This is a genomic window from Microseira wollei NIES-4236 (assembly GCF_020521235.1).
Classification (GTDB): Bacteria; Cyanobacteriota; Cyanobacteriia; order Cyanobacteriales; family Aerosakkonemataceae; genus Microseira; species Microseira wollei.
The window spans coordinates 20,990-47,344 of the sequence record NZ_BLAY01000072.1; the positions used below are offsets into that span (position 1 = coordinate 20,990).

The window sequence follows — 26,355 nt, forward strand, 5'->3', positions numbered from 1 at the left end:
AATTTCCTTAAGAAGATGGCTCCTGTTATTTAATACTAATTTACAACCAATTGCCGACTAAAACAAACGATGCCCAAAAATAGGGATGGTCGAATAGGGGATTTTTTAACAGAGCGAGTTGAGCTTGACGCAGAGCTTCGGCCTTGGTTATAGATGAATTTGACTGCGTGAGTTGGCGATAAAACTCGCTCATCAAATTGGCGGTTGATTCGTCGTTGACCGACCACAGACTTGCCAGGGTACTGCTGGCGCCGGAACGCAGAGCCAATCCGGCTAATCCCAATGCGGCGCGTTTATCTCCCGATGCGGTTTGACAGGCGCTAAGCACTAATAATTCGATTGGTCTAAGTATTCCTACGCGCCTTTTTTGAAAAAATTGATCGAAATCTTGAATGCTAATCCGATCGTCCCAGGTGAGCAAAAATGTTTCTTCTGGGTTAGAACTGAATTGCCCGTGAGTTGCGAGATGAACGATTTCAAAAGATGTGGCGTTCATTTGTTCTTGGAATGTTTGACGGGTAAATTGTTTATCTAACAGCATTTTAGAATTCAGTTCAACAGCTATTTGCTTCAGTTCCACAAGGACGCCGGGGAGGGCGGAGAAACCTTGTCTAGCTTCGGTTAAACCGACGGTTAGGGCGGTAGGTTTTTGCCGTTCCAAACTTTGAGGAAACAGTTGCAAACCCGAACTGAGAGCGATCGCATATTTCTCAACTAAGTATTGTTTACCATCGTACAGCGCCGCCATTGGTAAATTTCTCAAAAAACCATCCGGTACAAACACTAAGGTGGTAATCTTGCTGTTGTTGAGGTCCGCTGCGGCGGGTTTGATCAGCCAGTCGTAGATTTGCTGAGAAAACCGCAATCGTTCTGGGGAGGAATAACCCAAATACAGGGATGAATACATTTTTTGCAAGATACTTTCCACTTGCGTTGCGCCGAGTGGGGTGCTGTAGTGGCGCAGGGGTTGCTTGGGCAATGATAGGATAACTTCTAAGCGATCGCTCAAAATAATCGGATAAAATACCGCTGCTTGGGTATCAATTTCATCAATTTGGGCTGGCTGAATATCCAAGCAAGCATCGCGAAAGAAGTTATCTAATTCTGCCAGTTGCAAAGCTTCGATGACTGTGCGCGCTTGTTTGATATCTTCTTGATTGGCATTTGGTTGCAACAACAAGCTGGCGAATTCCCGATAAACTGGTTCGACATGATCTCTAAAATTAAACTGGGCGTCAGGATTAATTGCCACCAAGTCGCTGCGGAGGGATTGCAGGTTATTATAAGCATTGCGATATGCTGCGATCGCTGCTGTTATATCCCCTTGCCGTTCGAGTATTCGCCCTAACTGCCAAGCAGCACGTGCGGTAATATCGTTTGCATCGATTTCTTGTGCAATTTGCAGTACTTGCTGGGTTAAATTTTTAGCATCTTGCCACTGTTGGTTTTGTTCGTAAAGCTTCCCCAGTTGATTGAGGGAATATGCTTCTGCACGTTTATCGCTAATTTGTTTGGCTTGTTGCACCCCCGTTGCCAAAATTTGAGCAACAGATGTAACAGATTCCCTTTCCCATTTACTCCCAAGCTCACCTGCTCCCAAGCTCACCTGCATCAAACTTTCTGCAAAATTCACCCTAGCGTAGATAGCGGCGCGACTGGGAGATAAATTGGATATTGTTGATTCTATTTCTGGGACTAAAGCGCGTGCTGGTTCCCACTGTTTTGTTTGTACAAACAAACTGAGTAGGTTAAGTTGAGCTTGGACGGATGCGAGCGCATTTTTTGCTTTTTTCTGGGCTGCTTGATAGTATGCCCGCGCTACTTCATATTCCTGTAAATCTCTGGCTATATTGCCAATGCTCAAAAGAGTTTCGCCCGGATTGGCACTAGCTCCCAGGCGCTGGCTAATTGCCCAACTTTGCTCTAACATTTCTTTGGATTGCAATAAGTCGCCGATTGTTTGCAAGGCAATGCCCAAACTCCGCAATCCATCGGCTTTTACTAGAGAATCCGGTTGGTTTTTCAACTCTCCTACCAACTGCTGTAGGAGTATTTTCGAGCGTCGATATTGCCCCAAAGCTTGCAAGGCATTTGCTTGGTTAATGCGGCTTCCCAGCTTTCCAATTTCGTTTTTGGCGCGAGCATAATTTTGTTCGGCTTGCTTCCAAGTTTCTAGGGCAGCTTCTGTTTGTCCTCGCGCCAGTTGGAGACTGCCTTTATTATTCAATGCTTGAGCTAAAATTGCGGTCGCTCTTGAGTCCTTGTTTTTTGGCAGTAAATTTATGCTGGTTTCTATAGCTTTTTCTGCCAGGGACCACTGTCCTAATTCTTGATATGCTGATGCCAGATAGTTGAGAGTTTGTGCTTGGTTTAAAATAGCGCCCTGTTTGGCATATAAATCTGCCGCTTGTTGCCAAAGATTTGCCGCTGCCGAAAACTGTCCCGCTTCGTATAATTGTCTTCCTTGTTGCGAGAGCATTTCTCTGGCGGTGGAGACAATTTGTCCTAACTCAACGATATGGGAATTTGGGGATGTTACCTGTTGCGCGAGCGCTGGAATTCCTGCTGTTACCAACAACAAACTGAGCGCGAACAAACAAGGCATTAGCAATAATGTTCTTTGGCTTCTAGCGCTTTGTGCTATCGCGCCGAGCTGAAAATATTTTTTTTTGTGTTTTTGGGCGATCTTCATCTCTACTAGACTGGTTAATTGCCTTAATTTTATGTAGAATTTTTTTCAAACTCAATTCTGACAATCGCGCCAGCTTCGTGTTTAACATAGTTTTTCGATAAATAGTAGCTAGCGCTCGCCGTCAATTGTAGCTCGCTTCATTAAACTTATTTTTACCTAAGTATTTTTTCTGAGTCAACCCCGAAAAACTTGCTCGGGCTAGATTACCGTAATTTCACGGAGCTTTTCGGAATTGAGTCAGGAAATATACGGAACACGACTGACGCAAAGAAAGCGGGTTTCTATGAATTGATCCCAGGCAGAAACCCGGTTTCTACAACCGCAAAGAAACCGGGTGGCGATGAAAAATTGTCCCAGGGAAACTATTGATCGCAGCCAGAAACAAAGGTGATAGGGATCTGGGTTTCAATTAGGCAAATCTCTACATTGAGGAACTCGGAACGCCGAAGGACTGGGAGTACCTTGGGGCAGATGGGCGACCAATTCGACTTGCCCCGATGCATTAATTATCCAGCCAGTTGCTTCGACAATGCGGTCGGGAGGGGAGATAGAAGAGGACGCTCTGACGCTCTGACGCTCTGACGCGGAGAGTGAGGAGGAGGCGGGGACTGCTGCGCTCGACCTGTTTCCTTGGTTAGACAAATCCCCTTGTGCAAAATCTTGCAGATCTCGCCACACCGTCGGCGCGGACAGCGTCGCCGTTGGGTCTTCCGGTAAGCCGCCGCGTCCGATGACGGTAAAGGAATTGCCTTGTTGTGCAGCACATCCCACCTGTATTTGGTCGCTCTTGTCGGTGACATTTTCGGGTAAATTGACTAACCCAGCACTGGAATTGACTTCGGGATCGGTAATTTGCACTACGCCAGCGACGCCGAGTTGGGAACTAGCGGTGATGCGGCTATTGGGCGCAAGGTAGATGCCTTGAGTATTAATCGCAATGTTGCCGCCTGCACCCTGGAAGGCGTTGGCGTTGATGCGGCTGTTTTCTAGGACGGCTAAAGTATTGGTGTTGAGGTTAATGTTGCCCCCATTGCCGTTTCCGCGTGCTTCGGCGTTGATTTGGCTCCTGTTGCGAAGTTGGAGGGAACCCACGCGCAACGAAAGGTTTCCCCCTTCCCCAGAGGCGGTGGATGCGGTGATACCGCCGCCGCTGTTTAGAAAGATAGAATTGGCTCGAATTTGCAGATTTCCGGCATTGCCCGTACCATCATTTTTGACTGTGACTAGCGCCCCATCGGAAACGCGCAGCACGGGGGTGTTGATGGTGACATTTCCCGGACTGCCAGATGGTATGGGGGCAAGTCCCAAAAGCTGTTGTAAAGCGGGATCGGGGGTGTTAGCGGCTGAACCTACCTGAGAGGGGGTGATTAAGCTGGGACTTCGCACTGTGCCGCTAATCTCTACAGAATCGGAAGCGTTGACGGTTACGTTACCTGCATTGCCACTTGCGATCGTATTCGCATCGACTCTACCGCCATCTCGCAGCACTAATCTGGCTGTATTAACGGTGATGTTGCCTGCATTTCCAGCATTGAAAGTGGTAGCAGACAAATTGCTGCCCGAAAAATCTGGACTGGCTCCAACGATTTCTATAGAATCGGTAGCATTAACCTCCACATCGCCACCGCTGCCAGTTCCCAGAACCAGAGAGGATACGAGCGCTCCATCGAGAATCTGCAACCGCCTTGTAGATAATGTCAGATTTCCGGCTCTTCCGGCTCCAAAAGATGCGGGACTGATCAGACTGACTATGGGAACACCAGATGAATTGAGCTGAGTTCCAGCCACCTGGACAGACTCGGATGCTTTGACACTCCGCCGCTTGAAAGACGGCGGATTCTTGGTTCACAGAGCGATCTTGCCCAGACTTGTTGCCAAATCCGGGTAGAGGATCTTCTCTCCCAAAGCGTTAATTCCCGTGTGCCCCACGGTACTTGTTAACTGATAGCCAGTCTGCTTCAGCGCCTTATCCAAAATATTAATTGCCGCATTATGGTCACGATCTAAAACGCATCCACATTGACAAATATGAGTGCGAACAGACAGCGACTTTTTCACTATTTCACCGCAACTAGAACAATTTTGACTGGTATATTGAGGCGGTACTCCTACCACCACTTTCCCATAAACCCTACCCAAATATTCCAACCATTCGGTGAATTGCGACCATGCAGCATCGCTGATAGACTTGGCTAAATGGCGATTTTTCACCATGTTTCGGACTTGCAGTTTCTCAAACGCCACGAAATCCCTCGATTTCACCACGCACAATACCGTCTTAACGGCAAAGTCTTTACGCTGGCGGGAAACTTTTAGATGCTTGCGCCCCAACTTTTTAATTGCCTTTCGGCGATTGTTGGAGCCTTTCTTTTTCTTGGAAACGCGACGATGCAACCTTTTTAACGCCTTCTCGGATTTACGTAGGTGGCGGGGATTCTCTACCTTGTTCCCTTCGGAATCGGTATAAAAGGCTGCTAATCCAACATCCAATCCGATGGTTTTACCAGTAGGCTTAACATTTATGTTGCGTTCTGCTTGAATGACAAACTGAATGTAATAGCCATCGCTACGCCGTACTATTCTTGCCCGCTTAATCTGTTCTGTTTGGTAATAGTGCAGATCTCGCGTCCCGAGCAGTTTTAACCTACCAATGCCGCATTTATCGGTAAAGTTGATATGTTTGCGGTTGTCTGATAGCTTCCACCCAGTGGTTTTGTATTCCACGGAGCGGTTACGTTTCTGAAATTTGGGATACCCTTTCTTTCCCGGCTTGCCAGACTTGCAGTTATCGTAAAATCGCTGCACCGAAAACGATGCTCGTTCGGTCGCTGCTTGCCTCGCTTGGGAATTAAGTTTATCTGCCAACTCGAATTCTTTGGCTAGGATGGCGCTCTGCTTGCTAAATTCAGACAGTTTAACGCCGCGATTGTCCATCCAAAATCTAATGGTTTTGTTGCGAACGAATTGAAATGTTCGGATCGCTTCGTCGATTGAACGGTACTGTTCAACTTTTCCTTTGATTTTAAATTCGTAGACAATCATGGCGTTGTTTTATCGACCCGTGGTTATTGTACAGCCTGTCTTAGGGAGTTTGTATTCCCTAACCTATTCCGTAACAAAATGTTATGTGTGACCGCAACTAAAGTTGCTCAGCTACGCTGCTCGATCACGCAATAAATTGACGTGGCTAAGAGCTTCCCGATCTTCTTAGGTAACAATAATGTCGCCGCTAGCTCCAGTCGCATAGGTTGGAGTACCCATTTGCGCCCCGCCTTGGAAAACCACCCGCCCAGCTGAAATTGTTATATTTCCTGAATCTCCCGCTTCTACAGTGTCATTAATCAAGCTGGTCGCCAAAATGCTTGGTTTTGTTGTATTGGGAATGCCAAAGGCTTCTAGAGATCCAGAAAGATTTACGACTATATCGCCACCGCGTTGAGGCCCTTGGTTTTGAATATGCACAACTGAACCATCTCGCATCTCTAAGTTGCGCCCGCTTACCCGGATAGAGCCACCAGGAGCGCCGCTGGTATCGACTGCTGACAGGGAGAGTAACCGAATATCCCTGAAGTTTTTTATATTGTCATAACCCAACGTCCAACCCGTGACGGTTGAACTAAGGCTGACCTGTCCGTCAGCAACACCACCTAACTCAATCCTTCCTGACTCTGCCGTAAGTACACCCCCTTCTAAGATGACGTTCCCTCCCACCAGAGCCAGCGTATGTGCGTTCTGTACCTGTAAACCCTTTATCTGACCGATGATAAAAGGTGATATCTGTGGTTGTACGAGGTCGTGTCCCCCGCCTTGCACCCGAATATCCCCTGGATTCGAGCCGTATTGCAAGCCGATAGGAACATTCACTGTTAGCAGCGGTGGAGCATTAGGATTTGTAGCACTGAAAATGCTACCATCACCTAACCGAATGCTGTCGGCAGTACTGCCAATAAATGAACCTCCGATATCAAGTTTGGCGTTAGCGCCAAAGATAATACCGCTGGGATTAATTAAAAATAGACTAGCGTTTCCATTGGCACGAATTAACCCGTCAATGTTAGAAATTTGCCCCCCAGTGACGCGGGTAATAATGTTGTCAATGGTTGCGGCGTTGTTGAAAAATGCTGTATTCCCCGTGGGAACAGAAAATTCCCGGAAGCTGTGGAACAGGTTGCCCCCTGCGGTTGTTCCGCCGTCAATCGTGAAGATATTGCCGTTTGGGGTAACAATCGAATTAGTCGGCAGAGTCGCATCGGGGACAATTTGAGCAGCAACAGGGCTGTTTAATGCCCCACAAATCACCGCTAAGCAGGCGTAAGCAAACTTTAGTTGAAATAAACAACGCATCTGGTTCGAGGGCATTTTGTGCAGGCAGTTACATCCAGCCGCTCTGGATGAGGAAGGTATGCTAGGATCTATCCCTTATATTTTACTAATTTTTTTACATTTTTTTTATCTAGTATATTATTAATTTTTATTAAATCAACTTGTCTTTGAGTTGCCAATAAATTAGTTATGAGAATAATAATTTTTAATTAGAGAGGCTCAGATGGCACAACTGGGTAGACAGGAACTTGCAGATATTCTCAATGGATCTGCTTTTCTAGCCAGCGGTGGCGGTGGTTCGCGGGAGATGGGGGAACAGATCCTCAATTGGATTTTGGAGAAATCAGAGACAGTCGAACTAATAAAAATTGAAGAGGTAGCGGCAGAGCAATGGGGAGTCGTACCTTTTGCTGGGGGCGCACCCAGCAAGGTCCCACCTTCAACAAAGGATACTTTTTTACGTCTGGGATTTTCCTCTAAAATGTTTGCCAGTAAAGGCGAAAATTCCGCCGGTCGTTTCGCGCTCCCAGACTTAGAAAAAGTTGCGAGCGCTCCGTTTGATCTGCTAGAGAGCATCATGCTCCAGCAGAAGGAACTCCCAGAAAATCATTCTTTCGAGAGTTTCTCCTACGTAATGCCCCTAGAGATTGGCACCGGAAACACTTTTTTAGCCATGTTCGTAGCGGTAAGCAAGAGCATAGCTATAGTTGATTGTGACGGTGCTGGGCGATCGATACCCTCACTCAATATGCTGACATATTCTGTCAGCGATATTCCCGTTCATCCTGCCACAATGGCAACTATTACATCAGACCCAGAAAAGAAAACAAAGGTGGCGATCCACGTAGACCAAGTTTCTAAATCGAACGCTCTGATTACAGAAATAATGCAGACAAATGAATTTAACAATGAAGGTGTTATGGCGTCTTACGTGATGGACGGTAACACTTTACAAAATAAGCATCCAGTTATTGCTAACACAATTAGCCTCGCCCAAAATGTGGGGTCAGTTCTGCGTCAAGCAAAAGAGAAAGGAAAAGATCCAGTCGCCGCACTGTTGCAATTTTTTAACGACCCCGGTAGCGCTGATAATCCAAGTGCCTTTCTGCTATTCCAGGGAACTATTGCCAAAATTGATAAGCAAAATATTGGACGATTGGATAAGATTACTGTAGTCCTCAAAAAAGAGGAGGAGGAAGTTTGCGTCCTGGTGCTAAACGAAAATTTAATTGCTTGTCGCGATCGCTACCCATTTGATTCGATCGAACAACCCATCGCCATGGGGCCGGATCTAATTTGTTACTTGACTCCCGACGGGACACCCCTAACCAATGAAGAGATAAAAGAAGGTCAGGAGTTGGCTGTTATTGGCTTGAAAGCACCAGAGCAATCGCGTCAGACAGAGTCTATCATTAATAGCTATTTAGAGGGGCTTAAAATACTGGGATATAACGGCCTTTATGTACCGATTGAGGAATTACAAAATGGCTAGCTCCGGTTAGAGCGAGCTATTTTCCAATCCCTCTAACGAGAGGGATTTTTTATTTTTCCTTATTGGGAACCTAATATTGAGATAAAAACCATGAAAAACATCTTGACTAAAGTTACAACTGCTGAGGCGAGGAGGGTTGGTTTATCGGTTGCGCTCGCATTCAAACGCTTGGTAAACTTGCCATAACAAATCTAACATTTGTTTGCCTGCTTTTTGGGTTTTCCAGCATCCAAAAACCAAAACTAGTAGTAAAATATTTCCATTTTGATATAAGTGTAATCATTTTGTTCTCCTAGCTTTCAAAGTGAGGGTAGACATCCTGCTCAAACAAGGTCTTGATTGCTTGTGACCTAGTTTTATTAACAGCGTCCTGGTAATCTTTCCGCACGCTGTAGTCTTCGCGAATTGGGGGAGTTTCCAACTTGCTCAACCAAGTGGTGTGAATAGTTACCCCTATATTAAGTTGGGGATGGCTGAGCCGATAGCGCGGCCCAGCACTCAGGTTTTTGGCATCAAAAATCCAAAGTTCGTTGTTGTCAGAAAGTAAGTTATCGGAGAACAATACAACGCTGCAATATCCGTCGGTCGGATCTTTGGAGCCAGCACGGGGGACGAACTGGGGTGAATTCCCGAAGTAGCCAGGGGGAAAATTGTAACAATCTTCAAGGGTTAGTTTGGGTCGATCTGTACTTTCAGAGCGATCTATATGCAGCCGTAGCAGGTTAGCTGGTTTGCCATATTTGATGATTTTATTGACTATCTCTGGTACGGATACTATTCGGTTTGGATAGTATTCATACAGATCAAAAGCGGATTGGCTATACAGCTCAGGCCAAGCTCCCCAACAATTCCAATACAGATCCGTAATTTGGAGAGGCTGAAATTCATGTCCAGTATAGAGTGCTAAAGACCAAAGATTCCGACGAGAATCGCATTCAGGAAGAAATGCGGGTGGGGTTGCAGTTTCATTTTCTACGTCAATCACCCAGCACCCTAAGCGACTGGCATCCATCGGACTAACTGTTAAACCAGCCCGTTCTTTTAGGTGATTTTTGACTTGGAAATTGTTAGAGACTGCTCGATCAACGCCGAGGACAAATTCTGCTGGGTCTGAGGCTGCCGTATGACCAACATGAAGCGTTACTTTCCCTTCCTCATCATCATAATCAGCAATAAAATGAGCTGTTTCTGGGTAAATCCTGACTTGCTTCGTAGTTACAATGTCCACATCGCTACGTAATCCAGCGCGTGGGATAAAATAGATATCTGTATAAGGATGTTCAGGCACATTGAGCGGTTTTTTGAAAATAGCTAATATCTGATATATGTATTTGTTAAAATCAGATATTTTACAAGATAGACTAGGAATTAAACCTGTAAAATGAAGTTTAAATGCTGAATCAGACAAGATCGCATAATTCTTCGTCAATGCCATTTGATGTAGGCTTTGCCTAATCTTCATAGGACGACCGTTAGACTGCATAACCTGCCATTGATTGATGCCAGTGCCTACACCTGTCCATCGGTTTATATATACCGCATCTTTTCCCCCAATCTCTAAAGCAGAAATCGCTCCTTCTAACCATTCAATTACTTTATTGAGTTGCTGGATGATACTTGTTGCCAAGGTTTTAACCCCGCCATATTCTAGATAACGCCTTTGAAATCTATGGGCATGAAACTGAAATATGTCTGATAAAGGGAAGAGGCCAGAAAGCGATTTACACCCATTGACTGTAAACATTTCGTTGGTCTGAGAGTCAAATTGCGGATGTGCTGCGCTTAAAGTTGGAGGAAACGGACCTTTAGGTGCAATTTGTGTAATAGAATGCCACTGCCAATGCCACCCGATAGGAGCCATTAGTTCCAGGAAGGGTTAATTTCGTAGGGACGACCCGCATCCCAAGTTACTAACAAACGCTCGCTCCCATTGGCAAATTTCATCCGTAAACATGCCGTATTGAGAAAGTTGCGAACGCCTAGTTTGATAGAAAAACGAGCTAAACCAAATTGTCTGAACTTGAGCCACTTATACTCATGAGGCCATTGTTTTTGATACTTAGGATTGTTGTGTAGTGCTAAATCTGCATAGTAATCCGGAGTTTTAACGATCCGAGTAGCCATCCAAGCTTTTCCTGGTTTTTGTTTAACATTCTTTTGCGTTAGACTTTGAGGCGTTTTATGGAAATCCAAACGATAAATTATACCATCCCCATTATAAAGAGGAGTCCAACCAGATTTATAAGGTTCAACAACACAATCAGAACCTGGAGAGTTGGGAGAATCGATGCTACCTGCCGCGCCGAATACATGACCCTGTAAATCATCTGGTAATTGGCACTCGTTGTCTGTCAATCCTTCTTTTACGATCAATTCCAGGGGTTCATGTTCGGGATCTTGTCCATAAAACTCTTCTCGACTTACGGACAATACAGCTTTAGGCGATCGCGGTGGTTGAGAGCGATCGCTGAGGGTTGTTGGCGTTTCGCTTGGGTTGGAAGTCAATTCGCTCATAGTACTCCTAGTGAAGTTAACAGATTTCTGCCAGCGAACACCAGCCGATTGTCAGTAACAATTCGGCTGTTGATAACACAATTGGTTGGCAATGTAACACAAAAAAAAATTTTAAATTATAAAACAAATATAAATTTTTACATTCAGGTTGTTTCATCACTCTTACGTTCGGCAGCATACTGGTTATTGGATGCCTAATATTGACACTCCCCGGTCGCGCATACGCGGGGATTCTGTAATCAGCGTCGAAACTTGCTCAACCAGGGTTGCCCCAAGAAGAGTAGAGGTTTCAACTCCGGAGCGCGTTACTTCGGAGATGCCCTCCCCTAGCTTGCTCCTGCAAGATTTAAAATGTTTTTTGCCGCGTTAAAGTCTCTATTTAAACGACATCCACATTTACAAACCTGGGTACGAGTTGATAGAGACTTTTTCACTATCGCGCCACACTGACTGCACTTTTGACTCGTATAGTGTGGCGCAAAAGCAATAGCAACTCGACGATATTTGCTTACAAAATAATCAATCCACCGTCTAAACAGCGCCCATCCAGCATCACTGATAGACTTAGCCAGACAATGGTTTTTGACCATATTGCTCACATTTAAGTCTTCATAGGCTACTAGGTCGTTAGACCGGCATACGTTTCTCGCGAGTCTCTTCGCGTGTTCATTCCGCTGCCTACTTACCCTCAAATGTTTCTTAGCAAATCGCCGCCTTGCCTTGCGGCGTCCGTTCTTCCCTTTCTCCTTTTTATAGATTCGCCGTTGAGCGTGTTTAATCAACCTTTCAGCTTTTCTTAAAAAGCGCGGGTTTTCTTCAGTATGACCGTTGGAATCGGTATAGAAAAACTCTAGCCCGACATCCAACCCTATTGAGTTATCAGTTGGCTCAAGATTTTCAAAGCACTCAACATCGATTACAAATTGGCAATAATAACCATCAGCGCGCCTCACCAATCTAACGCGCTTAATTGATTTAACCGGGTAAGTATGAATGTCCCACTTCCCCAGAAGTTTCAGTTCACCAATACCTTTTTTGTCGGTAATGGTAATTCGCCGCTTGGTTTTATGCAAAGACCATCCACTGGTCTTGTATTCAACTCTTGCGTTATCTTTTTGTCAGCGCGGGAATCCTTTCTTACCCGGTTGTTTAGCTTTACAATTTTCGTAAAACCGAGAAATTGCAGCCCATCCTCTTTCGGCAGATGCTTGTACTGCCATTGAGTTTAGGTCTTTAACGAAGGAGAATTCTTCGCGCAGTTTGGTCGAGTACTTGTTCAAAGCAAACCCATTAATCTTTGAATCTCTGGGTGCATCCATCCAATACCGCCAGCATTTATTTCGCACAAATTGTCCGGTGCGAATTGCTTCATCAATCGCTTTGTACTGGTATGGCTTGGCTTTGACCTTGTACTCAATAACTAGCATGAATAACCTGACAGTATTGGTATAAGCTTAGTATATGATATCCTATACATCGACAGACGGGCAAGAAGGGTTTATGAAATTTAACTCAAATGACTATAGACACGAAAGCAACGCAGTATCTCTGTTGAACTACCACCTAGTTTGGATACCCAAGCGAAGAAAGGCTGTCTTGACTGGGGATGTTGCGAGGCGTTTAACCGATATCATCTATGAAGTAGCAAATGAAAACCGCTGGCAAATTATTGCTTTAGAGATTATGCCAGACCACGTACACTTGTTCTTAAATGCTAAACCTTGTGATGCACCAGCAGATATTATGAGAAAAATCAAAGGGCGAGCTTCGCATCATTTGCGGAAGGAGTTCCCCGAACTGCTTAAGCTTCCTACTCTCTGGACTCCTAGCTATTTTGTATCAACCGCTGGAAATATTTGCACTGAAACTGTTAAGCGATATATTGAGCGACAGAAGGGTTAGCGAGACTAAAGTCTCGCGCGGTTACCCCGGTCTTTTGACACGGGGTTAGAGCGAGTTATTCTATAAACAACTAATTCTAGAGGTTCGTGTTCAAAGCATTGTAATCTTTCCCCAAACCCTAATCTTCGCGGGGAGTTATTACGAGAAAGTTAGCATTTCAACTTACAGATAAGACCGCTTTGGGCGATCGCCGTGCTTCTGGACGTTCGTTCTTAAGGTTTGTTGTCATGGTTCTTAGTCGATTGCTAGGGTAGGGTTAAAAGTCAATTTACTTGTAATACTCAGGATCAATTTTTATCGTTTCTATCAATTCTCTTCATGGTATTTCCACTGTTAAACCGACTTGCGATCGCTTTCAAACTCTCTATACACCTGCTCGAACAGATCTCGCATTTGTTTGCCCACTTTTTGGCTGTAGCGCTTTGAGGCTTCCTCGACTAGCCGATGGAAATCTTCACGAACATCATATGCTCGCGTGGGGCTAGGAGCGCGATTTGGCAGCCAAGCAGTGTGTAGGGTGAAACTAAAGTTCAGCTTGGGGTGGCTGAGTCGGCATAGGGGCCCTTGGCTTAAGTTTTTAGCATCGAAAACCCAAAGTTCGCTGTTATCCGACCAACCAGGATTTTCTCCAGACTCATCTCCAAGATATGAAATCAAGTTATCAGAGTTGATCGCACTACAAATAATATATCCGTCTGTTGCTCCTTTTGAATTTTTTCGGGGAACAAACTGTGGAGAATTGGCAAAATAATTGCCTGGAATCCTGTAGGAATCGGCAATACTCAACATTGGTTTTGCACTTTGATCAATATGCAGTCGAGATAAAATTGTCGGAACTCCTTGTTCAATCTGTTCCATTACTTGAGCGAGGGTCATCCTAGAATCTCGATAGGGATATTTTTTATACAAGTCGTAAACTAGCTGAGTTTGGATATTTTTCCAAGCGCCAAATCCCAACCAGTAAATGTCCGTAAACTCTGGCGTGGGCAGATCGTCTCGATACGTACAAAGCCCAAGGGACCAGGTATAAGTTTTGGATTCCTCGAAATCGAGTAACTCTTCTTTTTCTTTGACACCCGTTTTACCATCAATTACATAAATTGCCGGACGATTGACAGCCATCCCGTTGCTAAAAATTCCAGCGAATCCGCTCCGAATGGTATTCGGAAAAGGTGAGCTATCGTCGTCACCATGGATAAATTCAGCCGCATCGGAAGCTTTATTCAGAGCAGCGTAAATGGTGATTTTATCATTCGAGTTTTTGTATTCCACTAGGAAGTGATTGCACTCTCCTTCAATAGTAAACCGTTTAGATTCGACTGAACCACCAGGCTTTACGCGAGCGAGTTCTGTACGAGGTATTATATAGAATGTTGTGTTGGGTAATTGAGGAAACGTCAGATCCTTTCGGTGAAAGCGCATCCAGTCAAAAGTTAAACCGAAAATCTTTTGGAGGGATAACTCTTGATACCAGGATTTAATTGGCTTTTGTGATTTTGTATTCCTAGCAGGAATTAGGCTTCCCACACCCAACTTAAACGCAGTTTCAGCAAAAATTACATACCTTTCAGTAATCCCCATTTGATGAATCGTCGATCTTATTTTTACAGCGCGACCTTTATAGACTATTTTCCATTTATTTAAACGATTATGACCGTCCCAACGAAGCGCGTACAGCGCGTCATTTTGGCCTAAACCAATCATTTTTACAAACTTAAAATTAATAAAAAATCAAAATATGCTAAATAAACTTATTTTATATCCACTGTTAACCCAGTTATTTAAATTAAATTTAATGACGCGGTAAAATTGAAAAAAAGTATCAATAGACTTGACAATATTAACAGTAAACATTTCTCCTTTTAAAGGAGCGAAGCACGGATGGGCAGAAGCCATAATTTGACGAAAGGGAAAAATAGGCAAGTTTTCGATAACTTGTTCCCAGTCATCATTCCTACCGACAGGTGCAATAATAGCCAAAGAATCTGGATCGATTTCCTAGGGAATGCCCGCATCCCAAGTAGCTAGCAGTCGCATATTTTTCTCACCCGGAAATAGCATGGGAAGTAAGGCGGTATTGACTTGGTTCAACACGCCAAGATAAGGAGAAACCCGTGCCAACCCAGCGTTGTAAAAACGAAACTGATAATAGGGATTTTGAGGAGCGGGGTTGGCTGTAATTTTGTCGGCAAAATAGGAAGGAGTTTTGAGAATCCGGCTGGATAAATAGGCTTCACACATTTGAGTTTCTGGGTTTTGGCTAAAGTCAAGGCAGTATACCATCCCATTCCCATTGAGTATGGAAGTCCAGCCATCTTTAGTTGGCTCAACAGTTTTGCCAAAATCGGGTTCTTCAGAAGAAGTAACAGGTGTTGAAGCAATATTTCCAACAGGAGCAATAATAAATACCGAACCGTGCAACTCGTCAGGCAGCTGACCTTTATTTTCGCTCAGTCCTTTCTTTACGGACAGCTGCAATGGCTGTTTGTAAAATTCTTCTCGGCTAACCGATTGGATCGAGCGTGGAAAACGGAGGGGTTGCTGTTGTTGAGAGTCTTTGTGTCTTTGTGTTTTTGCTTGGTTCATGATTATATTCTTGCGATTTGGATGCCCTTAAAAAAATTGTTAATAACTGCACACATCAATCAACGCAGCGCCCTGACTTCAATTCCAGAACCTGACTCGTACAGCCTTCCTAGGTCAACCTTTGCTTTGCCTTTTAAATATAATATATGAAAAAATACCCAATGCACTTGGTAGCAATCAAAACTTCATCAAGGTAAATTAATACAATCAGAGTATAGAGAAAAGGGACGGGCAACCGCTCTGATTCTACAACTGCGCTACCCACTCCAGATTTCCCCTAATTGCTAAGTTTGCTACATTGCGGCTGTGCAAAAGTGGCAGAAACTCCCGTCCGATTCGGGGGGAAAGATGCTATTCTACCTGGCCTTGGGCATTCACAATAAAGCCGGTTGCTTCTACGATTTGGGTAGGCGGATTCGTGGGTTGCGGTGGAGAAAAGGGGAGGGTGGCGGTGCGATCGCTTACGTAATCTTGTAAATCTCGCCACACCGTCTGACCTCGAATCGTCGCGCTAGGGTCTTCTGGTTTGGAATTGTTTCCATACCAATTTTCCATAGCCGATGAATTTCTAGAACGACCCATTGACGTTAACAGAGCCTGTTTCTGCGTAATATATGTAATTGTTTTATCATTGCATCGAATTTAACGTTTGGGATTTAGGATAGTAATTGCTGCTAATAATGGGCATTTGCACAAGTTTGAACCTACTGCTGTACGGTGTTCGTAACGAACATGAATTCTTAAAAAACCCAAGAGCCATAGCCTTTAAACAGAGGACTTACCCACGCTGCCCCAAAAACAAAGGTGATGCGTCAATCTCCCTCGTCGAAACCGACTATTTTTCCTATCACCTTTGTTTTTTTGCCAAAGTAAAAAAATTCACATCTGGCACCAGCCGCCGTCACCCGCCGGTGCGGCTATACAAAAGGCGTCCGCTGGCGCGGAATAACGAAAACAGGACTTACGCACCACGAGCCTAGAAACCCGGTTTCGACCTGCATCTCTCGCCACCAAACCAACGATTTTTCGTAGAAACCGGGAACTTGCGCCTAAGTCCTGGAAAAATAAGGGTTTGTTAGCCTGCCAAAGCAGGCTTTGATTGTGTAGTCCTACCCTTCTAGGGTAAAGATGTGAGAAAAGTAAAAATACGGAAATTTCAAACTAACTTTATCAAATCTTCATGAAAAAATTAATGAAGTTGATTTACTGTGTTTAAGTGTAAGTACTGAAAGGGAGCCTAGTTCTGCATCAGGCATTTATATGATGTCCGGCTTTTCACCCATAATTAAAACTCAGAGCGTCCCCCTTTCCCCGCATCCCCGCGTCAGTCCTAATTAGGGGTAATCAAACGGACATGATATTACGCCTGAAAGCGGTGCGTTACGGCGAAAGCCTAACACACCCTACACCTAAATGGCGCTACCCTTTTGCCCATTTCAATCAACATTGGAGTTAAAACCATGAACAACATGTTGACTAAATTTGCCGCAATCGCAGCGACTTCTGCTACAGTTTCTGTGGCGGTCGCCTTTAGCCCTAACAACCCCGCTCAAGCGATTGCATTCAACTATAGCTTCCAGACCAATACGGGTTATTCGGGTACGGGTAATTTTAGTTACGATGAAACTACTGCTCCAACGATTATTTCAGAAGCAGGGGCAGGCCCGAAGGACTTCTTGCAGTCCCTTTCGCTTTCAGTTTTCGCTCCTAATGGCAACTTGCTAGATAGCGGTAGTACGGTTGTCAATGGTGTCTCGAACAGTCAATTCCTAGAATTCAAGTTTGATACGCTAACTAAAAAACTGTCAGTATTAGATACCAACACCTCTTCATCTGGCAACGATGTTTCTTACTTCATAAGGCATACGGTAAGCGGGAAACTCAGACACTTTAGTGCTGGTCGGTGTGCGACACGAGCGGTTTTAACCGCAGTCCTATTTCAGGATCGACGATCCAAGTTTCAGTACAGCGCTTAACTGTCTTGCTGGCGCATTTCCAGGTTCAAACAAAGTAATAGCCGATCAAGCACTTAATATGGTCGTGAGATTAATGGCTTTTTTATAGCAGCATAACTTGTTATTTTGTGGCTTTTGATTGACATCAGTATCATAGTCGATTACTGTAATTGGGTCAGTCAAAAAAGAGGTTATGTCGAAAGCTAAAACAAAAAACAGCATGGGTGTCCAGCAGGTACTTCTATATCCAGATCCAGAAACAAAAGCGATACTAGAATACCTTTGTCAACAGTCGGGCAAGCTCTACAACAACGGCATTTACTTCGCCAGACAAATCTTCTTCAAAACTGGCAAGTTACTAACCGGAAAATTTGACCTAATCTACGAACCATCGGTTTCAAAATCAACAATCGCTCAATCCCTGCCTTCAACACCAATGCAACAAACATTGATGTCGATAGCGGAGGCTTTTAAATCGTTCAAGGAGTTAAGAGATTCATACTTCAAAGGTAAGTTGCATTTTAGGCCAAGACCGCCAAATTATCTTAAAGGGTCAAAGCTATTTAAAGTGACCTACCCAAATACTGGCGCACAAAAGCCGGTATTGGTTGACGGGAAACTCAGATTCTCTTTGGGATTAACCGTCAGAAGGTGGTTCGGCATATCGGAATTCTTTCTGCCCATACCGTCGAACATCGACTGCTCAAAGGTCAAAGAGTTTAAGCTCCTGCCCAAAAACGGTGCATTCTATTTAGAAGTGTCCTACCCAGTCCAAAAAGAAAAGCACGATCTGAATATCAATCGTGCTTTGTCAGTCGATTTCGGAACCGCCGACAATCTAGCTGCCTGCGTTGATACTAATGGTAATTCTTTCTTAATTGATGCTCGCGCCATGAAAGCGATGAATCAATTGTGGAATAAAAAGGTATCAACCCGCAAAGAAGGCAAGTCGGAGGGATACTGGGATAAATGGTTGGATAGAGTTACCCGCTCTTCGCACCATCAAATGCGGGACGGGATTAACAAGGCAGCTAAGATCGTCATTCGACACTGTTTAAAATACCGAATTGGCACTTTAGTTGTTGGTTGGAATGAAGGTTTTAAGGATAGCGCTAACCTTGGTCGAATTAACAACCAGAAATTCGTTCAAATGCCTTTGGGAAAACTGAAGGATCGCTTGAAACAACTTGGCGATTTACACGGTATCAGATTTGTAGAAACCGAAGAATCTTATACTTCTCAATCCAGCTTTCTTGATGGTGACTCCCTGCCCAAATATGGCGAAAAGCCAGATGGGTGGAAAGCATCTGGCAAGCGCATTTATCGCGGTCTGTATCGTTCTTCTGATGGTTCAATTGTTAATGCCGATCTGAATGCGGCTGCAAATATTCTACGTAAAGTAGCCAGAAATCTAGGCTTGGACTTAGGCTTACTGGGTAGGCGGTGCTTGACGACCGCAGCGAGAGTTAGGCTTTGGCAAAAGCCTCTGCCTTCTCTGTCCGCAGAATCTCATCGGCTTTAGCCATGAGAGTGTCAACACTAATGTTTTCGATCCTAACAATAACCCCCTTAATACCCCCAGTACCACTTTCAACCTCTTTTCGTTTACGGCAAGTACGAACACTACTACATTTCTGGGTACTGCACCTACCATTGAAGTAGCTGCTACCCCTGAACCAGCTTCTGTTTTGGGTTTACTTGCATTCGGCGCATTGGGTGCAACTTTAAAGCGTCACAAAAAGCTAGCCGCCCAGAAAGCAGAAGCTTAAGGGTTAGTAGCTCAGTCGTAAAAATTCAACTTAGCTTTATCTTAGCCCAGACAAACAACGGGGGTACGCCCCAACGCCAACAAGCGCGTGGGGGCTTACTCTTTTAAGGGAACTACTCAAGTTGAGTAGCGTTTGTACTTCCAAGTTCGATTACGTAAAAATGCAAGAGAATCCCACCTCCTACTAGATGCGATTCCAATCAAAATAAAAAATGTAGGTTGGGTTAAGCAACTCAACCCAACCTACACAATTGTAGTTATGTCCTTTTTTCTTGAAATCGGGTAAAAAATATATTAATCGATTCATATCATGTCCAGTAGCAACGGTTGTGTAACTGCTAATAGCTAATCGCTAATGGCTCAATCAGGAAAAATACTATATTAGCAATTAGCAAGCTTGCAATTAGCCATCCATACACTACCGATGCCTAAGGACATGATATCAATTGATTTTGTTAAGGGCAAAAAAAATTTTTCCGACTTTGATCTGGTTTGGAAAACTCATCTAGTAACCCAAGTTGCTAGTTATAAACAAGGGCGTTGCTAATAGCTAATTGCTAATTGCTAATATAGGATTTTTACTGACATTAGCCATTAGCCTCGTTCCCAGGCTCCTGCCTGGGAACGCCATTAGCCGCTCCCAGAGAGATAACTAGCAACTTGAGTTAGTAAGTACGTGGGGGTAGTTATATCAAATCCGGTGGCATCGCCATGACAAAATAGTGTGAGCGTCCCGCGACGCGGAAAGAAAAAACCCGTCGCCGAGAAACCGGGTTTCTTTAAGATCTCCTTAAGCAACGGTTGTGTAACTGCTAATAGCTAATCGCTAATCGCTGCTCTGGAGGCAATTGACTATTAGCAATTAGCAAGCGAGCAATTAACCATCCATACACTACCGATACCTAAGGACATGATATAACACAAGTTTGGTGATGCTTTGAATCATACCTTTGCAATAACAAATGTAGGTTAGGTCGAGGAACTTGACCCAACCTACAGGATTCTAGTTATGTCCCTTTTTTGTTGGAATCGGGTTAAAAATAATAATAATCGAGATAATTTTATTTTTCAATGGACAATCCAATTGTTCCGACTTTTCCGACTTTTCCGACTTTTCCGACTTTTCCGAGTTCGTGTAACTGACGTTCTGCTGGCGCTGGGTGATTCTCCAAAGGTCGGCACGGGAGCAATAGGACTGACGCCACGCTACGCGATATATCTGCGGCACTCCAAAGGTGCGTGAGCATACTGCCCTTGCATTCTCCTCCACCCAGATAATGGTGCTTTATTTAATCCTATCGTATAGATGCCCTGATGATTAAATTGTTTGTATTAAGGACTTTAGTCCTGATTCGGAAATTAGCCCGGTTACTTCTGAGTAAAACGCCAAATCCCATCCCAATTATCGGGGACGCCCTGCTCGAATAATTGCTCAATTCGTTCCAGGTATAGCGCCGCCGTTTTATCTTGATAATTGATTGCCAACACTCGGTCAAAATATTCTTGGGCTTGCTCAAGTTTACCCAAACGATAATACTCTAAACCCCGGTCAAAGTCAAGTTGAGTTTGTAATTTTAATTTCCTCACCTCCTCAACTTCCGCATCCAACACTTCATAAATCTCAATCGGTTCATTTTTGCCTTTAACAATGGCCTGGTCTATAAAGCGAACTTTGTATCGTTCGGGGTGGCTTAATTTCTGCAAAACTTGCCCGGAAATTAACAAAGAAACTCCATAAAACTTGGTCAAGCCTTCCAAACGAGCGGTGAGGTTAATTGTATCGGAAAGCGCATCGCTCTGCATCCGATTGTTGACGCCAATAATTCCCACCATGATGTAACCCAAATGAATCCCGATGCCGATTTGAATTGGTTTATGGCCTTCTGCTTGACGATGTTGATTGTATTCTCCGACTTTGGCGATTTTGGCAATTCCCGCTGCGACTGCATCATCTGCACCATTGGGGAATACAGCCATCATGCCATCTCCTATGTATTTGACAACCAAGCCATGATGCTTTTCAATTTCGGGACTGACTCGCCGCAGATAGGCATTGACAAAGTTGAAGATTTCTTGGGGAGTCATGGTTTCGCTGAGGGTGGTGAAAGAACGAATATCGCTAAACATGATTCCCATTTCTTTGCTGACTTGGTCGCCTAACTTGACATCGATAATGCTCTCTCGGCTGAGAAAATCGAGGTATTCATGGGGAACAAAGCGTCCGTAGGCATTGGTGATTTTCGACAATTTGAGGTGAGTCTTAACTCGCGTCAACAATTCATCTTTAGCAAAGGGTTTGGTGATATAATCATTGGCGCCAAATTGGAAGCCCGTGACTAAATCGGCGACTTGATTTTTGGCAGTCAACATGACGATGGGCAACTGTTGGGCGGGGTATTTTTGCCGCACTTTGGCGCACACTTCATAGCCTGACATATTGGGCATCATCACATCGAGCAACATCAGGTCAACAGGTTGGTCGTCCTCAAGTGCAGCTAAAGCTTCTTCTCCATTTAGTGCTTGGGTAATTTTGTAATTGTTGGCTTTAAGGTAATTTTGCAAAACTTGCAGGTTGATCGGTTCGTCATCCACAACTAAAATGTGGAAATCTCCTTCAGCAGCACTATTATTTGCCGGTGCGGTTTCTGGCAGGTTTGCTGATGAAAGGTTCGCTTCGCTGACGGGACGGCGAAGGGTACTGACGGTGGGAGCGGTGGGAATATCTTCCACAGGTGCGTCGGAAGTAGGGAGGGTAAAGGTGAAACGGGACCCCACACCGACTTCTGATTCGACCCAAATTTTGCCATTGTGCAGTTCGACTAACTGTTTGGTGATGCTCAGTCCCAATCCAGTGCCGCCATACTTGCGAGCGCTAGAACCATCGCCTTGTTCAAAGGATTCAAAGATGCGGTCTTTTTGAGCGGCGGGAATGCCAATTCCGGTATCGGAGATAGCAATCGCAATTTGTTTTGGTAATTGGTTGAATTCTGACCCATTACCCATTACCAATGACCCATTACCCATTACCCATTCTGCTGAAACTTTAACTGTTCCGGACTCGGTAAATTTAATGGCATTGCCAATCAGGTTGAGGAGAATTTGTTGCAGGCGGTCTTCATCCACATAGGCGGGGGGTAATTCGGGAGAAATTGCATTCACAAGTTCTAGGTCTTTGCGTTCGACCAAACCTTGGCTGAGGGTCAAGACGAGTTCAACAATTTTGCGGATATTGACGGGTTTGAGTTGCAATTCTAAGTTTTTGTGCCGCAGTTTGGAGAAGTCGAGGATATCGTTGACCAGGTTAGAAAGTCGATGTCCGCTTTGGGCAACCATCCAAAGGTTGCGTTCCTGAAGTTCTGTGAGCGTTCCCGTAGCTCCTTCCAACATCGATTCGGCAATGCCAATAATGCCGTTGAGGGGGGTTCGCAGTTCGTGGGAGGTGTTGGCTAAAAATTCATCTTTGAGTTTGTCGAGTTGTTGCAGTTCTTGATTTTTGATTTCCAGGGTCTGTGCGTATTCTTCTAGCTGCTGATAGGAGAGTTTGAGGTTGTTCCAAAGCGTGGCACCGATACTGATAACCGCAGAACCCGCTACTGCAACTAGGGGTGTAAAAACAGGGATTAACCAACCGGATAAAAAGGCAATATAGCCGCTGGTGACGATAATCCCTCCCGCCAGGAAAATACCACCGACTGACAAGAATCGCCGCCGCACGTACAGGGAACCAAACGCGGCACTCGTTCCAGACCAAAATAGAATGAGCAGCCAATTCAGAGGCTTAATTGAAGCTTGCAGCATGGGACGACCTTCTAGTGCCGCACTCAAAACCTGGCTGGTGAGGTTGGCATGTATGACGACACCGGGTGTTAATTGCTTAGATGCATTCAGAGTGCTGCTGTAAGGGGTTTGATGGTTGTCGTTGAGACTGGGTGCTTTTGCTCCTAACATGACGATGCGATCGCGCATCATTTCCCTGGGTATGCGGTTCTCTAAAACATCCATCATCGAGATATGGGCAAAGCTATTGAGTCCCCCTCGATAGTTGATTAAAATTTGGTATCCCCCCGTGTCGGATTTCTTGTATTCTCCTTCGTTACCCGTCAAGGGAACAAATGCTGCTTTGCCTAACCCATAGATGTTGTTTTTTTGAGCGATTACTCGCAGTTTTATCCCTTCTTTCTCCAAATACATGCGTGCCAATTTGACACCGAATCCTTCCACCATTGTGTCGTCCGACTTGGCGAGGATAACCAACCCTCGGCGCAGCTTGCCATCAGCATCCAAGACTATATCGTTGGCTCCGACTTGACCCAACTTTGCTAACCCGGGTGGGGGAGCGATCGCAACTTTGCCAACTTTTTCAATTCCGATTAAGTTTGGGGTAGTGTTGAAGACTTCGACTAATTCCTCATGTCCCGGTTCGACTGGCAAATCTCGATAAAGATCGATCCCAATTGCTCTCGGTTGCTGAGCTTTTATATTGCTGATTAACCGAGCCATGACTTGGTCGGACATGGGCCAAGTTTTGACATATTTAATATCTGGCTCGTCAATCGTGACAATGACAATACGGCTCTCAATCGGTTCGTTTGGACGCAGGCGAAAAAATTGATCCCGGAGCGACCATTCGAGTAAGTTGAAGATGCCAGCCATACTGCCAGCAATGACTAAGCCTGCTACTGTAGGAGCAACGATCAACGCTGCTCGCCATTGTTTAATTGTTGTCTGGAGTTTTTGCCGCATTGGATCAAATGGTAATGGGTAATATCCTATTAACCATTACCTCTTATTGATCCCCCAATCAGCAACGCTCGCTTTACAACTGTTCAGCGATCGGCTCTTTGGCGATCGCGTTCAATCCCACTTGCTCTAACAACTCTTGCCACTCCTTGACCAAGTTGGCGTTATTAGGCTGCGATCGCTTAGCGGCTGCTAAAACCCTCAGCGTATCGTACCAAATCCCCGCTTGAGCTAATGCTGTTGCCTGTTCGATCGGGGAGGAAAAAGACTGGTTATTCTCAGTCGCGACTCGCTTCACCCATCCAGTTACGACATAATTATCGGGTCGCAGAATCCCATCTGGTTGAATTGGCGCAAACACCCACATATAGTTTTTCCCCATTTCTAATCCGGGTGCATTTTCTGGCAGGGTGATGCTGACAATTCCCCCATTTCCAGAAATCGATAGTTGCGTTTGGTAGTGGGGGTTTCCTTGTTCGTCTTGCAAGCTGAAAAACGCTGCTCTCGAAAGTGTAGGCGGTAGGTAAACAAAGAATGTCGGACGTGCTGACACCGTGCGTCCAACTTTTGTCGGTGGAATTACGGCAGTCATCTGTAGAGGAGTATCGCTTCGCACCGCGCCAGCCTCGCTGTTACTGGGCGCGCGATCGCCTGGGGTACCAAATTGCACGTCCCCTCTACTCCCACCGCCGACGCTGTTAGAAGGCGCGCGATCGCCTGGGGTACCAAATTGCACGTCGCCTCTACTCCCACCCCCAACGCTGTTAGAAGGTGAGCGATCGCCTGGTGTGGCGAATTGCACGCCTCGCGCACCTCCTCCCACGCTGTTTTTCGGTGCTGAATCTCCTGGCGGCTTAAATTCCAAGGCTGGGGTTGAATTGTCTAGTCCAGTTGTCAATAGTAATCCCGCAGTCAGGGTTGCTGATAATAAGCTGCGGGAAAGGTAGAATGTAGCTTGGCTCATGTTACACCTCTATAATTTAAAAACCTTACTAAAATTAACTTGAAAAATGGCTACAACCAATTCCCAATTAACACAAAGGAAGCCCAAAAATATGGCTGGTTGTGTAAGGGATTTTTCCAAACAGCAAGTTGGGCTTTGCGGAGTGCTTCTGCCTTAGAAATTTTACTGTCTTTCCGGGTTAGCTGGCGATAGAATTCGCTCATCATTTCAGATGTTGATTCATCATTAACCGACCACAAACTTGCTAGAGTACTGCGGGCGCCAGAGCGCAGAGCAAATCCTGCTAATCCTAAAGTCGCACGTCGATCTCCCGCTGCGGTTTGACAGGCGCTCATCACCAGTAATTCAATCGGATTGGCAATACCCAACTTACTTTTTTGGAACAAAACATCTAAATCTTTAATCCCTATTTTGTCCTCCCAAGTTAGTAGAAATGTTTCTTCTGGATTGGAACTAAATTGACCGTGAGTTGCCAAGTGCAGCACGGGAAAAGATTTACCCTCGATTGCTGTTTGAAAGCTGGCGCGGGTAAATTGTTGATTGAGCAAAATCTCTGCTTTAACTTCAGAACTAATTTGTTTAATTTCTTTTTCTACAGCAGGTAAGGCAATAAATCCTTGGCGTGCTTCGGTTAAGGCGGCTGCTAATACGGTAAATTCTTTTGATTCGAGTGGTTCGGGAAATAATTGCAAACCTGGACTTATAGCAACGCTGTATTTTTCTATCAGATACTGTTTCCCATCGTAAAGTGCAGCCATTGGTAAGTTGCGGAACAAACCATCGGGAACAAATACTAAAGTTTTAATATTGTTACTGGCTAAATCTGCTGCACCGGGTTGAATCAACCAGTCATAAACTTGTTTAGATAGTTGCCTTCGCTCGTCGCGGGAATAAGCTGGGAAAAGGGCAGAGTAGAAGTTTTCCAGAGTTTTTTCTACTTCCTGGCGAGGTAGTTGGGTGGCGTAGTGGCGTAGGGGTTGATTGGGAATCGAGAGAATTACTTCTAAGCGATCGCTTAAAATAATCGGATATATCACCGCTGCTTTTGTATCAATTTGATCGATTTCCACCGGCTTACTTTTGATACAAGCATCGCCAAAAAAGTTATCTAATTCTGCCAGTTGTAATGCTTCGAGGACTTGACGAGCTTTGGCTAGGTTAGCTTGTTCGATCCCCCCCTGCCCCCCCTTGCCAAGGGGGGGTGTGCCCTGGTTGTCCTGGTTCTGGTTCCCTGGCTCAGCCTGGGAACGGATTACACCAGGCTCAGCCTGGTAATTCAGGGGGGGTGTGCCCTGGTTCCCTGGCTCAGCCTGGGAACGGATTACACCAGGCTCAGCCTGGTAATTCAGGGGGGGTGTGCCCTGGTTCCCTGGCTCAGCCTGGGAACGGATTACACCAGGCTCAGCCTGGTAATTCAGG

At 45.0% G+C, this 26,355-nt stretch carries 22 protein-coding genes; 5 read left to right on the plus strand and 17 right to left on the minus strand.

The window, feature by feature from the left end:
* Nucleotides 1-40: 40 nt before the first annotated feature.
* The 4 genes from MiSe_RS22930 to MiSe_RS22945 all read right to left on the minus strand — a co-directional run bounded on the left by MiSe_RS22930 (nt 41) and on the right by MiSe_RS22945 (nt 7,036).
* Nucleotides 41-2,605 carry a CHAT domain-containing protein gene (locus MiSe_RS22930; RefSeq protein WP_226585212.1) on the minus strand — a complete coding sequence of 855 codons (2,565 nt, stop codon included), beginning with the start codon at nt 2,603-2,605 and terminating at the stop codon, nt 41-43.
* A gap of 492 nt (nt 2,606-3,097) precedes the next feature.
* Nucleotides 3,098-4,480, minus strand: a complete 1,383-nt coding sequence (locus MiSe_RS22935; RefSeq protein WP_226585213.1) for an S-layer family protein — start codon at nt 4,478-4,480, stop codon at nt 3,098-3,100.
* 57 nt (nt 4,481-4,537) lie between these two features.
* Entirely contained in the window at nt 4,538-5,734 is a 1,197-nt protein-coding gene (locus tag MiSe_RS22940; protein ID WP_226585214.1) for an RNA-guided endonuclease InsQ/TnpB family protein, read from the minus strand.
* Nucleotides 5,735-5,899: 165 nt separating this feature from the next.
* Complete coding sequence (locus MiSe_RS22945; protein ID WP_226585215.1) at nt 5,900-7,036, minus strand: filamentous hemagglutinin N-terminal domain-containing protein; 1,137 nt, start codon at nt 7,034-7,036, stop codon at nt 5,900-5,902.
* A 202-nt stretch (nt 7,037-7,238) separates the two neighbouring features.
* Here MiSe_RS22945 and MiSe_RS22950 point away from each other — a divergent pair, with 202 nt between their 5' ends.
* Nucleotides 7,239-8,507: an S-methyl thiohydantoin desulfurase family protein gene (locus MiSe_RS22950; protein WP_226585217.1), complete on the plus strand. Its 1,269-nt coding sequence runs from the start codon at nt 7,239-7,241 to the stop codon at nt 8,505-8,507.
* 292 nt (nt 8,508-8,799) lie between these two features.
* Here MiSe_RS22950 and MiSe_RS22955 read toward each other — a convergent pair whose 3' ends face one another.
* The 4 genes from MiSe_RS22955 to MiSe_RS53960 all read right to left on the minus strand — a co-directional run bounded on the left by MiSe_RS22955 (nt 8,800) and on the right by MiSe_RS53960 (nt 12,448).
* Nucleotides 8,800-10,368 carry a carotenoid oxygenase family protein gene (locus MiSe_RS22955; protein WP_264196659.1) on the minus strand — a complete coding sequence of 523 codons (1,569 nt, stop codon included), beginning with the start codon at nt 10,366-10,368 and terminating at the stop codon, nt 8,800-8,802.
* On the minus strand, nt 10,368-11,021 hold the full coding sequence (locus MiSe_RS51130; protein ID WP_264196660.1) for a carotenoid oxygenase family protein: 654 nt from the start codon (nt 11,019-11,021) through the stop codon (nt 10,368-10,370). Before MiSe_RS51130 ends, MiSe_RS22955 begins: the two co-directional genes overlap by 1 nt.
* A 326-nt stretch (nt 11,022-11,347) precedes the next feature.
* On the minus strand, nt 11,348-12,094 hold the full coding sequence (locus MiSe_RS53955; RefSeq protein WP_444980536.1) for an RNA-guided endonuclease InsQ/TnpB family protein: 747 nt from the start codon (nt 12,092-12,094) through the stop codon (nt 11,348-11,350).
* 45 nt (nt 12,095-12,139) lie between these two features.
* On the minus strand, nt 12,140-12,448 hold the full coding sequence (locus MiSe_RS53960) for a hypothetical protein (protein WP_444980537.1): 309 nt from the start codon (nt 12,446-12,448) through the stop codon (nt 12,140-12,142).
* 73 nt (nt 12,449-12,521) lie between these two features.
* Here MiSe_RS53960 and tnpA point away from each other — a divergent pair, with 73 nt between their 5' ends.
* Nucleotides 12,522-12,923: an IS200/IS605 family transposase gene (gene tnpA, locus MiSe_RS22965; RefSeq protein ID WP_226585219.1), complete on the plus strand. Its 402-nt coding sequence runs from the start codon at nt 12,522-12,524 to the stop codon at nt 12,921-12,923.
* 333 nt (nt 12,924-13,256) lie between these two features.
* Here tnpA and MiSe_RS22970 read toward each other — a convergent pair whose 3' ends face one another.
* The 4 genes from MiSe_RS22970 to MiSe_RS22985 all read right to left on the minus strand — a co-directional run bounded on the left by MiSe_RS22970 (nt 13,257) and on the right by MiSe_RS22985 (nt 16,091).
* A complete protein-coding gene (locus MiSe_RS22970) occupies nt 13,257-14,627 on the minus strand; it encodes a carotenoid oxygenase family protein (RefSeq protein WP_226585221.1) in 1,371 nt (456 codons plus the stop codon).
* Nucleotides 14,628-14,654: 27 nt separating this feature from the next.
* Nucleotides 14,655-14,903 carry a hypothetical protein gene (locus tag MiSe_RS22975; RefSeq protein ID WP_226585224.1) on the minus strand — a complete coding sequence of 83 codons (249 nt, stop codon included), beginning with the start codon at nt 14,901-14,903 and terminating at the stop codon, nt 14,655-14,657.
* An 18-nt stretch (nt 14,904-14,921) separates the two neighbouring features.
* Nucleotides 14,922-15,509 carry a hypothetical protein gene (locus tag MiSe_RS22980; protein WP_226585226.1) on the minus strand — a complete coding sequence of 196 codons (588 nt, stop codon included), beginning with the start codon at nt 15,507-15,509 and terminating at the stop codon, nt 14,922-14,924.
* 351 nt (nt 15,510-15,860) lie between these two features.
* A complete protein-coding gene (locus MiSe_RS22985; RefSeq protein WP_226585228.1) occupies nt 15,861-16,091 on the minus strand; it encodes a hypothetical protein in 231 nt (76 codons plus the stop codon).
* 878 nt (nt 16,092-16,969) lie between these two features.
* On the opposite strand from MiSe_RS22985, the gene MiSe_RS22990 reads away from it, so the two are divergent.
* The 3 genes from MiSe_RS22990 (at nt 16,970) to MiSe_RS52875 (ending at nt 19,233) form a co-directional block, all read left to right on the plus strand.
* Nucleotides 16,970-17,485, plus strand: a complete 516-nt coding sequence (locus tag MiSe_RS22990; RefSeq protein WP_226585230.1) for a hypothetical protein — start codon at nt 16,970-16,972, stop codon at nt 17,483-17,485.
* A gap of 199 nt (nt 17,486-17,684) precedes the next feature.
* Entirely contained in the window at nt 17,685-18,986 is a 1,302-nt protein-coding gene (locus tag MiSe_RS22995) for an RNA-guided endonuclease InsQ/TnpB family protein (protein WP_444980538.1), read from the plus strand.
* Between the two features lie 130 nt (nt 18,987-19,116).
* Nucleotides 19,117-19,233 (plus strand): PEP-CTERM sorting domain-containing protein, encoded by a 117-nt coding sequence (locus tag MiSe_RS52875; RefSeq protein ID WP_226585243.1) that lies wholly within the window; start codon nt 19,117-19,119, stop codon nt 19,231-19,233.
* A gap of 629 nt (nt 19,234-19,862) precedes the next feature.
* Here MiSe_RS52875 and MiSe_RS23005 read toward each other — a convergent pair.
* From MiSe_RS23005 to MiSe_RS23025, 5 genes are all read right to left on the minus strand, one after another.
* On the minus strand, nt 19,863-20,030 hold the full coding sequence (locus MiSe_RS23005; protein ID WP_226585234.1) for a hypothetical protein: 168 nt from the start codon (nt 20,028-20,030) through the stop codon (nt 19,863-19,865).
* Between the two features lie 263 nt (nt 20,031-20,293).
* Nucleotides 20,294-20,479, minus strand: coding sequence for a hypothetical protein (locus MiSe_RS23010; RefSeq protein ID WP_226585236.1), 186 nt, complete (start codon nt 20,477-20,479; stop codon nt 20,294-20,296).
* Between the two features lie 121 nt (nt 20,480-20,600).
* Nucleotides 20,601-23,975, minus strand: coding sequence for a CHASE2 domain-containing protein (locus MiSe_RS23015; RefSeq protein WP_226585238.1), 3,375 nt, complete (start codon nt 23,973-23,975; stop codon nt 20,601-20,603).
* 73 nt (nt 23,976-24,048) lie between these two features.
* A complete protein-coding gene (locus tag MiSe_RS23020; protein ID WP_226585239.1) occupies nt 24,049-24,936 on the minus strand; it encodes a DUF928 domain-containing protein in 888 nt (295 codons plus the stop codon).
* Nucleotides 24,937-24,986: 50 nt separating this feature from the next.
* A partial coding sequence (locus MiSe_RS23025) for a CHAT domain-containing protein (protein ID WP_226585241.1) occupies nt 24,987-26,355 on the minus strand: 1,369 nt, incomplete at its 5' end.

Bases quoted from the DNA above. Each gene is read 5' to 3' on its own strand.
- MiSe_RS22930 (WP_226585212.1), bottom strand. From the start codon at position 2,605: ATGCCTTGTTTGTTCGCGCTCAGTTTGTTGTTGGTAACAGCAGGAATT.
- MiSe_RS22940 (WP_226585214.1), bottom strand. From the start codon at position 5,734: ATGATTGTCTACGAATTTAAAATCAAAGGAAAAGTTGAACAGTACCGT.
- MiSe_RS22945 (WP_226585215.1), bottom strand. From the start codon at position 7,036: ATGCGTTGTTTATTTCAACTAAAGTTTGCTTACGCCTGCTTAGCGGTG.
- MiSe_RS22950 (WP_226585217.1), top strand. From the start codon at position 7,239: ATGGCACAACTGGGTAGACAGGAACTTGCAGATATTCTCAATGGATCT.
- MiSe_RS22955 (WP_264196659.1), bottom strand. From the start codon at position 10,368: ATGGCTCCTATCGGGTGGCATTGGCAGTGGCATTCTATTACACAAATT.
- MiSe_RS51130 (WP_264196660.1), bottom strand. From the start codon at position 11,021: ATGAGCGAATTGACTTCCAACCCAAGCGAAACGCCAACAACCCTCAGC.
- MiSe_RS53960 (WP_444980537.1), bottom strand. From the start codon at position 12,448: ATGCTAGTTATTGAGTACAAGGTCAAAGCCAAGCCATACCAGTACAAA.
- tnpA (WP_226585219.1), top strand. From the start codon at position 12,522: ATGAAATTTAACTCAAATGACTATAGACACGAAAGCAACGCAGTATCT.
- MiSe_RS22970 (WP_226585221.1), bottom strand. From the start codon at position 14,627: ATGATTGGTTTAGGCCAAAATGACGCGCTGTACGCGCTTCGTTGGGAC.
- MiSe_RS22980 (WP_226585226.1), bottom strand. From the start codon at position 15,509: ATGAACCAAGCAAAAACACAAAGACACAAAGACTCTCAACAACAGCAA.
- MiSe_RS22985 (WP_226585228.1), bottom strand. From the start codon at position 16,091: ATGGGTCGTTCTAGAAATTCATCGGCTATGGAAAATTGGTATGGAAAC.
- MiSe_RS22990 (WP_226585230.1), top strand. From the start codon at position 16,970: ATGAACAACATGTTGACTAAATTTGCCGCAATCGCAGCGACTTCTGCT.
- MiSe_RS22995 (WP_444980538.1), top strand. From the start codon at position 17,685: ATGGGTGTCCAGCAGGTACTTCTATATCCAGATCCAGAAACAAAAGCG.
- MiSe_RS23010 (WP_226585236.1), bottom strand. From the start codon at position 20,479: ATGCTCACGCACCTTTGGAGTGCCGCAGATATATCGCGTAGCGTGGCG.
- MiSe_RS23015 (WP_226585238.1), bottom strand. From the start codon at position 23,975: ATGCGGCAAAAACTCCAGACAACAATTAAACAATGGCGAGCAGCGTTG.
- MiSe_RS23020 (WP_226585239.1), bottom strand. From the start codon at position 24,936: ATGAGCCAAGCTACATTCTACCTTTCCCGCAGCTTATTATCAGCAACC.